The organism is Micromonospora sp. WMMB482 (assembly GCF_019038635.1).
Lineage (GTDB): Bacteria > Actinomycetota > Actinomycetes > Mycobacteriales > Micromonosporaceae > Micromonospora > Micromonospora marina.
This window is the reverse complement of sequence record NZ_JAHOPD010000020.1, coordinates 6,738,109-6,748,465: the sequence shown is the minus strand read 5'-3', so window position 1 is coordinate 6,748,465 and position 10,357 is coordinate 6,738,109. Positions and strand designations below refer to the sequence as shown.

Genomic DNA, 10,357 nt, shown 5'->3' with positions numbered 1-10,357 from the left:
ACCCCCAGATCGTCATCACCGGACCTCGCTGCAAGCGTGTTCGGCGCAGGAAGGTCGGGAGGCACCCGCTCGACACGCCTCGGCGATTCATGCTGGCGCGGCGTGTGCACTAAGTGGACGATTTGCGCGTGCTGATCATCCCCTTCCCCAGCTTCAACCCCGAATCGCTCAGTTCCGCGGTCGGGAACCTACGTGACTCTCTCGCGAACGTGTACGTCGCCGGCACCGACCGAACAGTTGGGCGGGCCTACACATATCTGGAATGGGTGAACCAGGCCTGCCGGCACCTGCGCAGGCAGATCCGGCCGCGTCGTCCGGTCTCCGGTCTGCAAGCGGGCTCACCATGCCAGGTCAAGCGAGGTCTCTTGCTCACGGGTCGGGTCTGCTGCACCGATAGGTGACATCTGAGATGGCTTGCCCTGACGGCGAGCTGGAAGGATGTCGCTGTGCCCAAGCCCTATCCCCGAGAGTTCCGCGACGATGTCGTGCGGGTGGCCCGTGACCGCGATCCGGGCGTGACGGTCGAGCAGATCGCCAAGGACTTCGGAGTCCACCCGATGACGTTGTTCAAGTGGATGCGCCAGGCTGACGTCGACGCCGGAACCAGACCGGGTGTCAGCGGCGGCGAGTCAGCCGAGCTGCGTGAGGCCCGTAAGCGGATCAAGCTGCTGGAGCAGGAGAACGAGGTCCTGCGCCGGGCTGCGGCTTACCTGTCGCAGGCGCATCTGCCGGGAAAAGGCTCTACCCGCTCGTGAGCGAGCTGGCCGCTGACGGGGTCCCCGTGGCGGTGACGTGCCGGGTATTGACCATCGCTCGTCAGCCCTACTACCGGTGGCTTGCCCGCCGTGTCACAGACGCCGAGCTGGTGGCGGCGTATCGGGCGGACGCGTTGTTCGACGCGCATCGCGACGACCCGGAGTTCGGCTACCGGTTCCTGGCCGATGAGGCCCGCACTGCCGGCCAGCCGATGGTCGAACGCACCGCCTGGAAGATCTGCTCCCACATGGGCTGGTGGAGCGCGTTCAGCAAGCGCAAGCGTCGGGGCAAGGGCGGCAAGGTCGGTCCGCCAGTGCACGACGATCTGGTACGCCGCGACTTCACCGCCGACGGCCCGAACCGGTTGTGGCTGGCCGACATCACTGAACACCGCACCGGTGAGGGCAAGCTCTACCTGTGTGCGATCAAGGACGTGTGGTCCCACCGGATCGTCGGCTACTCCATCGACTCACGGATGAAGTCTCGCCTGGCCGTCAATGCCCTGCGCAACGCCGCAGCACGTCGTGGTGACGTGGCCGGCTGCGTGCTGCACACCGACCGCGGATCGCAATTCCGAAGCCGGAAATTCGTCCACGCCCTCAACCAGCACAACATGACCGGGTCGATGGGCAGGGTCGGCGCCGCCGGCGACAACGCTGCCATGGAATCCTTCTTCGGCCTGCTGCAGAACAACGTCCTCGACCGCCGAACCTGGACGACCCGGCAGCAGCTGAGGACCGCGATCGTGACCTGGATCGAGCGGACCTACCACCGCCGCCGACGCCAACGATCCCTGTCCCGGTTGACCCCCATCGAGTACGAGACCATCATGACCCCACCGGCCAGTCAGGCCGCGTGACTGAACCTGTCACCTATCGGTGCAGCAGACCCACAGCATCCTCGCCATCGAAGGCTTCGAGATCGCACACAGCCAGGGGCGACCCGTCATTCGGCCCTACAAGCAGCCAGAAGACCAAGAGCAACAGTCACCAGACGTCATGCTCCACGTGGCCATGGCAGACATCGTCCGCGACGCCGACCTCGCGATCGTCCTTGAAAGTCGGCTCAACGAGGCACGCATCTGCGACCGCAACGGTGCCTACGCCAGCGCGATCATCATGCTCGGCAGCCTTCTGGAAGGCGTTCTCCTCGACGCCGTCAAGGCCCGCACGCCCAACGCACAAAAGCCTCTCGACAAGTGGACCCTGCACGAGCTGATCGAGACCGCCCACCATGAAAAGTGAGCCATTTTCATCCTGCGTAGCGGTTCGCTTCGACGTGGTGCAGGGCGAGGATGGCCTGGACGATCGCGGTGGCTCGGCGTGGGCAGCAGCGCAGCTTGACCAGAATTTTCCAGGTCTTGAGCGTGGCGATCGCTCGTTCTCCGCGGGCGCGGATCTTGGCGTTGGCCCGGTTCACGGCCTTTTGCCGGCGTGACAGCTTCGGGCGGAAGCGGCGTCGCTTGAACGGGGTGCGCACGCTGCCACGGGCGCCCTGGTAGCCCTTATCGGCGAAGGTCATCACATCCGCGCGGGTCAGAGCATCGATGATGCCGTGATGGCGGGCGGCGGTCAGGTCGTGTACCGACCCGGGCAGTGCCGGTGATGCCCACACGAGCCGGCCGGCGGCGTCCGCGATGACCTGCACGTTCACGCCGTGGCGTTTGTGCTTGCCGCTGTAGTAGAGCCTCTGATCGGCGACTCGGTCGATCGGGATGAGCGTGCCGTCCAGGATCGCGTACGCCAGCAGCCGGATGCGTCGCATCGCGGTGTCCAGGTCATCGGCTGCCGAGCTGAGCAGGGCGATCGCTTCCTGGACGTAGCGCCAAGCAGTGGCGACGCCGATCTCGAATCCGGCCGCGAGTCGGGTGTAGGTGTCGCCGTTGCGCAGATGGGCGAGAGCGAGCAGCGCCTGCCGGCCGGGTTCGAGACGCCGCCACCGGGATCGGCGCTGCTTACGGTGGCCGCGGATGCGTTCGGCGAGGTGGTTCAGGGTGCGGCTGGACAACGGAATCGTGGCGGGGTAGGACAGCATGGCGAGGCTCCCGGTCGGGGCTTCGAGTCTTGGTCGACAGCTGTCCTACCTGGAGCCTCGCACCCATCGATCACCGGGCCTACCGCAACCGCCCTGAGCTGCAAGATCAGCTTGGAAAAGGCTCAGTGGATACAAGCCGACGTCCGCGGTTTCGCTGGAAAACTCCGCGAATACCGCAACCTCGTGCATCCCAACGCCCAGGTGAAGATCGGCCATGCTCCAGACCGCGATACTCTCAGCATGTGTTGGCCCGTGATCAACGCAGCCCTAAACGACTTGGCGGCCACCGCAACATGACACCGAAGCTGCGGCTGGCCGCTCGACGTACCCGACATGCCTCAAGAGATCCCGTGGCCAGCGGGCCCCAACCGTCGTCGGCCGGCTGACCAGCGCAGACATCGAACCAGGGCGGTGAACCTCGTGCACTGAGCGCCGAAGAATTCGACCGCTACGGTTGCCGGCACGTCGACCGGCTGAAGCGCGCCATAGGCAGAAATGCTTAGCGGCGGCTCGCCGGCGCCTGATTGAGCGGTCATTGGGGATAGCTGCACATTCATCTTGGCCCGTCGATGACGGGGCGAGCCGCTGCGCAAGGTATGTGGGCCCAATGTGTGCGAGCTGCCATTCATGCTCACGCACAGTGATGTGCATTGGGGGATTGAACCAATCCTGGCCGTGCCGTAACCTATGAGCATGCGCACCCAAAATGGCGCACAGGTGATACGTACAAGAGTTCGAATCCCCCCTCGGACACCAACTGAATCCCAACGGTGCGCGGCAAGGTCAACACTTGCCCGCACCGTTCGCGTTTCCGGGTCGTAGGTCAGGTGCAGCTCGAGGCTGCGGTAGACCTCCAGTTTGTGTTCCGGCTGCGCGTTCCGCAGGGCGGCCACGAGGTCTCCGAGTTCCTCGGCGACGGCGATGATCTGCTCCTCGCTGTAGCGGGTAGGGACGTTGGTCTTCTCTTCGACTGGCGTGTGCTGGTGCCGTTCGGCGTGTTCACGTTCTGCCTGGGTCTCGGCGATCCAGCCGGCAACGACGCCTGGGTGGGCGCCGGCGTCCGTCGCCGCACGGTGGCGCGCCAGTTTGGCGTCGCACTCGGCGATTGTGGGTTCTTCGAGCGCCGTCGGGGCGGCGGTGGGTGTGCCGGTGTGGGCCTGGTCGAGGAGCGTGGTGACGGTGTTCCGCCGGTGCAGTGGCCCGAAGCCCTGTATGAGCCAGGTGTCCAGCGGTGCGATCAGCACGTCTTCCCGCATGATCACATCTCGGGGGTGGTCGACTCTGTTGGCCAGGACGTACTCCCCCTGCCAGGCGTACATGAGTTCGCCAGCCGAACCGGGTTGATCTAACCCTCTGCTTCCTGTCGCGGCTGCTGTTCCTGCGCGTGGGTAGGTTCCGATCAGGCGGCGACTGTCGTGTCGGGACAGTGCACCCCTATCGACCCCTATTGATGCGTAAGGATGTCGTCGCGGAGCGTTATGGTCTGACGGTGTCGCCGCCCCCCGACGGCAAGATCGTCTGACGGAGAGGATCGCCATGTCGCTGCCCACCAACCCTCCGGCGCTGAGTGTGGTGATGCCGACCTACCAGGATCCGCAGTGCCTCGCGCTGACCCTCAGGGCGCTGACCCGGCAGACGCTGCCGCCGGAACGCTTCGAGGTGATCGTGGTCCGGGACGGTGGCTCGTCCGACGGGTACGCCGAGGCGCTCGCCGAGGGCGCCGGTCTCCGCCTGCGCGTGCTGGAACTCGCCGAGCGCAAGGGCCGCTCCGTCGCCCGCAACGAGGGGGCGCGCCGTGCCTGCGCACCTCTGCTGGTCTTCCTCGACGCCGACTCGTGGGCGGTGCCCGACCTGCTGGAGCGGCACCTGGCCTGGCACAGCGTGCCCGGCAACGCGGCGGTGCTGATCGGCCGGCGGGACGAGATCGGCCTCGCTGACCTGCCGGCAGTGCTGGCCGGGGAGTCGCACGCTGTCGCACGCGCCTTCCCGCACGGCGGCGACCTGCGGTTCGCCACGGGGCTTCCCGACGACGGGGGCGAGTGGCTCCGGGCCGGCTGGGTCATCGCCTACACGCACAACATCTCGCTGTCCAGCGCGCACTTCGCGCAGGTCGGTGGCTACCGCGAGGCGTTCGGTCTGAGCTACGGCGTGGAGGACGTCGAGTTGTTCTACCGCGTCGACCGCAGCCTTCCCGACGGCGTCAACTTCGGCTACGACGACGACGCCCGGGTCGTCCACCTGCCGCACCACAAGAACATCACCCGCAACTGGATGGAGATGAAGGCCAACTTCCAGCAGGCGGCCCGGCTCTATCCGTGCCTGGAGTGGGAGTTCCTCACCGCCGTCATGGGGTACGAGGCGATCCGGCGCATCCTGCACTATCGCGCGCTCATCGACGAGTGCGTCGAGCGGTCGGCCTGCGCCATCGGGCCCGCCGCCGCGCGCCTCGCCGGCCAGGTGCGGGGGCACCGCACGCTCTGGATCGGCACCGGCCGCGCCGAGTCCGGGTTGCCCGCCTCGGCGTTGACCTTCGACTACGCCGCACCCATCGGGCGGACCAACTTCCACCTGCTCGGCGTCGCCCCGCCCATGCCGCCGGGCAGCCTGGACGCGGTGATCAGCGTGGACTTCTGGCGGTACCTGCTGTGGCCGGAACTCTGCCAGTTCATCTCGGCCTCGCTGCTGCTGGCCGGCGAGGTCCACCTGGTCGCCACCGCCGGCTCGACGCCGGGGATGTGCGCCGCCGACCCGCAGACGCTGGACTACCTGCGCCAGGCGCAGGCCGCGGCCTGCACGGCCGAGCTGCGCGCGGTCGAGGGGCTCGGCCACGTACTGATCCTGCGGCCCCTCCGACCCGCGCCCGGCGCCGCGCGCCGGGTACCCGCTCAGACCGCCGCCAGGGCGCGACCCGCTGCCCTGGTGCCGGGGCGTTCCACGACGCGGGGATAGCAGATCGACGGTTGGGCCAGGCCCGACAACGCTGTCGGGCCTGGCCCAACCGCGCCCGGATCCGGCGTAAAAGACGGAAAGGCGAGTACCATGCGCGTACTGCTGTCGACTCTCGGGTCGCGCGGCGATGTCCAACCACTGGTGGCGCTCGCGTCGCGGTTGACGGCCCTCGGCCATCAGGTCCGCCTCTGCGCCCCGCCCGACTTCGCCCGCTGGGTGGCCAGCTTCAGGATTCCCTTCGTGCCCGTCGGCCCGCCCTGGCGCAGGTCGGCGGCGCCCAGGTCGCGGACCGCCGTGCCCAAACCCTCGCCCGCGCAGGTACGCAAGCTGGCCGAGTCCTCCATCGGTATCCAGTTCGAGGTGCTGTCGGCCGCAGCCCGGGACTGTGACATTGTCGTCGCGTTGACGGGCCTCCAGATCGCCGCCCGCACCGTGGCGGAGAAGCGCGGCATCCCGTACGTCTTCGCGGCGCTCTGCCCGGCGGCCCTTCCCTCACCCCACCACCCCCCGCTGCCGCTGCCGGTGCCCGGGGAGGTTCCGGCACCCGCGTCGGCCGACAACAGCGACCTGTGGGCCGCCAACCTGCGGCACGTCAACGACACCTTCGCCGCGCCCCTCAACGCGCTGCGGTCGGCGGTGGGGTTGGGCACGGTCGACGACGTCAGCGACCACATCCACACCGACCGGCCGTGGCTGGCCGCCGACCCGGCCCTGGCACCCTGGCCGGACGTCGCCGATCCGGCCGTCTACCAACCCGGCGCCTGGTTCCTGCCCGACGAGCGGGCCCTGCCCGCCGAGCTGACGGCCTTCCTGGACGCCGGCGGGCCGTGCGTCTACGTCGGATTCGGCAGCGTCGCCGCACCCCCGGGTCTGCTGGAGACGGCCGTGCGGGCCGTGCGCGCGGTCGGTTGCCGGCTGGTCGTCTCCCGGGGCTGGGCACCGCTCTCGCCGGTCGACCGGTCCCCCGACTGCCTGGTGGTCGGCGATGTGAACCAGCAGGACCTGTTCCGGGAGGTGGCCGTGGTGGTCCACCACGGCGGCGCGGGCACCACGACCACGGCCGCGCGGGCCGGGACGCCGCAGGTCGTCGTACCGCAGGTGTACGACCAGCACTACTTCGCGCGCCGGGTGTCCGCGCTCGGCATCGGCACCGCACACCCCGGCTCCGTGCCGACCGTCGAGTCGCTGACCGAGGCTCTGGGCGCCGCGCTGCGGCCGGAGGTGGCCGCCCGCGCCCGCGAGTTCGCCGGCGTCGTACGCACCGACGCGGCGCAGGTCGCCGCGGAGCGGTTGGTCGCCGCACCGGGGGCCTGAGCGGGCAGCCCCGCGCCGAGGTCAGGGCGTCGGCGGACCGGGCCGGTGTCGGGGTGCTCCCTACTCCGGCCGCGCTGTTCACCGGCGGGGCTGCGGAGACCGTCGGTCGCGCCGCGGGCTCGTGGCGGGCGGGGCGCGACGGCGTCAGAAGCTGCTGACCAGCTTCACGAACGCTTCGTCGATCTTGGCGGGACCGGTCGCGTCGAAGGCCTTGTCCGATGATGCCTTGGCGATCCGGTCCAGGGGTGGCGAAGTCCGACTCCCGGTCGAAGGCGATCCCGAACACCTTCACCGGACGCCGCGGATCCAGGGCGACCTCGGCGAGCAGGCGGTCCAGGTCATTGTCCTGTCGGTACTCGTTGTTGCCGTCGGTCAGCACGACGATCGCGTTGATCCGCTGTGGGTCGTACCGGTCGAGCAGCTCTCGGTGTGCGGCCCGGACCGTCGCGTAGAGCGCGGTGCCGCCCTCGACGTGTAGGCCGGCCAGTTCTGACATCCCGACTCCATCAGGGTTGTGCCCGGCCACCGGCGGCGCAGGACACGGCCACCGTGCCATGCCGCAGCGGCGACCGAGGACAGCCGATCATGGGTGGAGGCCACCACCGCCGGTGGTCTCGCGGCGGTGGTCGCCGCACTGCGCGGGTCGGCCTGGCCTACGACAGCGGGCGTCGCTCCAGGGTGTCCCTTCGTCCTCCGCCGTGGCCGGCGCGAACTCGCTTCCCGCCGTGCCGTGCCGTGCCGGGCCGGGCCGGGCCGAGCGGTCGGGTCGACGCTGGGTGCCCGACTCCCGTCACCGGCCCGCGCAGCCGCAGCGGCGTCAGCCCCGGCGCAGCGTCCGCAGTGTGCCGGCCCAGGCGACCACCTCGTCGAGCATGGTGCCGAGGGCCTGCTCGTGGTGCGCGGCCGGCCGGAAGTCGCGGAAGTTGACGAAGTCGGTCGTCAGAGAGAGCGCGACCTGGGAGCGGACGTCGGCGACGCCGAGCTGCCCGAGCACCAGCCGCAGGTGCTCCGCCGCCCGGGTGCCGCCGTGCACGCCGTAGCTGACGAGACCGGCGGCGGCGTGTCGCCACTCCTGGTAGAGGAAGTCGAGCGAATCCTTCAGCGCGCCCGGAATGGAGTGGTTGTACTCCGGCGTGACGAAGACGAAGCCGTCGAACCCGGCCACGGTCGCCGCCCAGCGGCGTACGGCCGGGCGTCGCGACGGCGCCATCGACGGCGGCAGCACCTCGTCGAAGTGTGGCAGGGCGTAGTCGGCGATGTCGACCAGCTCGACAGTGGCGTCGCCCCGCTTGGCGGCGACGTCGCGCACCCAGCGGGCCACGGCGTCGGCCTTGCGGCCGGGTCGCGTGCTGCCGACGATGACACCGATCCTGACCATGCTGCTCTCCTCTATGCGATGGGGATGGGGCGCGCGGGAGCCGGCGTGCCGGTCAGGTCACGAGCCAGCTCCACCGCTCCGTGCAGGGACGACAGCCCGCCGAGGGCGGCGGGACGCACCGGTGGCGCCGGGCGCCCGGCCCGGCCGGCGCGGCGTGCCCGTTGCGCGACGAGCGGCACGAAGCCGGGCAGTCCGGCGGCGAACCCACCGCCCACGATCGCCAGCGCCGGATCGAGGATCTCGCCGAGGCTCACCACCGCCGCCGCCAGCGCCCGGCAGCTTTCCTCGACCGCCGCCACCGCCCAGGGCTCGCGCCCGTCGAGTCCGGCCCGTAGGTCGTCGAAGCCCACCTCGCCGCCCCGGCGGGCGGCGGCGCGGCGCAGGGTGGCGGGGCCGGACGCGACGGACTGGAGGCAGCCGTGGCGGCCGCAGTCGCAGCGCTCACCTTCGAGGGCGACGACCACGTGGCCGATCTCGGCGGAGGACCGGCCCGGCACCGGCCGGCCGGCCAGCACGACGCCGCCGCCGATCCCGGTGCCGACGCCCAGGTAGACCACGTCGTCCGCGCCGGCGCAGCGCGCCTCGGCCAGGGCGGCGAGATCACCATCGTCGGCGACGGCGGTCGCCGCGTCGGGAAAGAGGCGGCGCAGCGCGCCGGTGAGGTCGAGGCCCACCCAGCCGGGGCGCCCAGGCCAGGTGGTGACGGTGCCCTCGGTGTCAGTGGTCGCCGGCATGGCCACCCCGACCGCGTCCACCGGTCCCCACCGGTCGCGCAGCCGGTCCACCTCGACGGCCAGCACCGTCAGGTCGGCGGCCGGGTCGGCGGCCCCCCGGGGCCAGCGGAAGGTCCGGTCGTACGCCGGCCGCCCGGGTGCCTCCGCGTGCAACGCGACCTTGGTGCCGCCGACGTCGATGCCGAGGACGCCGCCGTGGCGCTGCGGACCGGACACGGCCGGCCTCAGCCCAGCCGCACGTGCAGGTAGACGAGCGCCAGGGCGGCCACGGCAAAGATCACCGGCGTCAGGATCGTCGCGGCCGGGTCCTTCGCCCGGGCGTGGTAGACGACCGCGCCCGTCATCTGCAGGGCGAGACCGATCGCCGCCGCGATGCCCAGGGGCGGCCAGAGCAGGCCGAGCAGCAGCCCGGCGACCGCGGCGAGTTCCAGCACCCCCAGCACGCGGGTCAACCCCGGCGAGACGCCGAGGTGGTCCATCCGCTCGCGCATCTGCGCCTGCCCGGTGAGCTTCGGCACGGCGGTGCCCACGAACACGGCGGCGAGGACGAGGGTCAGGACGAGGACGGGAATCTCCACGTGAGGTCCTTCGGGAAGAGTCGGGACGTGCGGACGACCGTACTGCCGGCACGCCGGCGCCCACGGCACCGGACGTCGGGGTGCCCGGTCGTCATCGGACGGTCGCGGTGAGGGCGCGCGCGGCCAGCCGGTAGCCCAGCGCTCCGAGCCCGACGATCACCCCGCTGGCCAGCGGGGCGATCACCGAGTCGTGCCGGAAGCTCTCCCGAGCCCACACGTTGGACAGATGCACCTCGACGAAGGGCCGGGGGTAGTCGGCCAGCGCGTCGCGCAGGCTCCAGCCCGCGATCATCAGGGCGCCCGGGTTGACGATCGCGCCCACCGTGCCGTAGCTGTTCTGGATCGTACGGATCAGCGCACCCTCGCAGTCGTGCTGCTCGGCGACCACACCCCAGCCCCGGGCGGCGACCTCCTCGCCGACGGCGCGTCCGATGTCGTCCAGGGTGTCCGTGCCGTAGATCTCCGGTTCCCGCCGGCCGAGAATGCCCAGGTTCGGGCCGTTCAGCAGCAGTACGTCCGACACGCTTCACCTCGTGGGGCACGGCCCTGGTCCCGCAGAGCCTGATGACTGGTCACCGCAGTCTTACTACGCCGACGGCTCCCGGCGAACCAGC

General features: G+C 70.4%; 11 protein-coding genes. 5 read left to right on the top strand and 6 right to left on the bottom strand.

The window, feature by feature from the left end:
- Positions 1–446 precede the first annotated feature (446 nt).
- Both KSK32_RS31730 and KSK32_RS31725 read left to right on the top strand, forming a co-directional pair.
- Positions 447–1,615, top strand: a protein-coding gene (locus tag KSK32_RS31730) for an IS3 family transposase (RefSeq protein ID WP_216935541.1) whose coding sequence is annotated in 2 segments (ribosomal slippage) — positions 447–731 and positions 734–1,615 — 1,167 coding nt in all. Because the reading frame shifts where the segments join, the coding sequence is not laid out codon by codon here.
- Between the two features lie 19 nt (positions 1,616–1,634).
- Positions 1,635–2,000, top strand: coding sequence for a hypothetical protein (locus KSK32_RS31725; protein ID WP_216935539.1), 366 nt, complete (start codon positions 1,635–1,637; stop codon positions 1,998–2,000).
- Between the two features lie 7 nt (positions 2,001–2,007).
- Here the strand turns inward: KSK32_RS31725 and KSK32_RS31720 are convergent, their stop codons facing one another.
- Complete coding sequence (locus tag KSK32_RS31720; protein WP_216930649.1) at positions 2,008–2,790, bottom strand: transposase family protein; 783 nt, start codon at positions 2,788–2,790, stop codon at positions 2,008–2,010.
- A 338-nt stretch (positions 2,791–3,128) separates the two neighbouring features.
- A complete protein-coding gene (locus KSK32_RS31715; protein ID WP_216935537.1) occupies positions 3,129–4,046 on the bottom strand; it encodes a hypothetical protein in 918 nt (305 codons plus the stop codon).
- 280 nt (positions 4,047–4,326) lie between these two features.
- On the opposite strand from KSK32_RS31715, the gene KSK32_RS31710 reads away from it, so the two are divergent.
- The 3 genes from KSK32_RS31710 to KSK32_RS31700 all read left to right on the top strand — a co-directional run bounded on the left by KSK32_RS31710 (position 4,327) and on the right by KSK32_RS31700 (position 7,531).
- Positions 4,327–5,739, top strand: a complete 1,413-nt coding sequence (locus KSK32_RS31710) for a glycosyltransferase family 2 protein (protein WP_216935535.1) — start codon at positions 4,327–4,329, stop codon at positions 5,737–5,739.
- Positions 5,740–5,829: 90 nt separating this feature from the next.
- Positions 5,830–7,053 (top strand): glycosyltransferase, encoded by a 1,224-nt coding sequence (locus KSK32_RS31705; RefSeq protein WP_216935533.1) that lies wholly within the window; start codon positions 5,830–5,832, stop codon positions 7,051–7,053.
- A gap of 121 nt (positions 7,054–7,174) precedes the next feature.
- Positions 7,175–7,531, top strand: a complete 357-nt coding sequence (locus KSK32_RS31700; protein ID WP_216935532.1) for a hypothetical protein — start codon at positions 7,175–7,177, stop codon at positions 7,529–7,531.
- 339 nt (positions 7,532–7,870) lie between these two features.
- Here KSK32_RS31700 and KSK32_RS31695 read toward each other — a convergent pair whose 3' ends face one another.
- From KSK32_RS31695 to KSK32_RS31680, 4 genes are all read right to left on the bottom strand, one after another.
- Positions 7,871–8,431 (bottom strand): NADPH-dependent FMN reductase, encoded by a 561-nt coding sequence (locus KSK32_RS31695; protein WP_216935530.1) that lies wholly within the window; start codon positions 8,429–8,431, stop codon positions 7,871–7,873.
- A gap of 11 nt (positions 8,432–8,442) precedes the next feature.
- The gene (locus KSK32_RS31690; protein WP_216935528.1) at positions 8,443–9,381 is read right to left on the bottom strand and encodes an ROK family protein; all 939 of its coding nucleotides are present in this window, start codon (positions 9,379–9,381) and stop codon (positions 8,443–8,445) included.
- A gap of 8 nt (positions 9,382–9,389) precedes the next feature.
- Positions 9,390–9,743, bottom strand: a complete 354-nt coding sequence (locus tag KSK32_RS31685) for a DoxX family protein (RefSeq protein ID WP_216935526.1) — start codon at positions 9,741–9,743, stop codon at positions 9,390–9,392.
- A gap of 91 nt (positions 9,744–9,834) precedes the next feature.
- Complete coding sequence (locus KSK32_RS31680; RefSeq protein ID WP_216935524.1) at positions 9,835–10,266, bottom strand: type II 3-dehydroquinate dehydratase; 432 nt, start codon at positions 10,264–10,266, stop codon at positions 9,835–9,837.
- Positions 10,267–10,357: the final 91 nt, after the last annotated feature.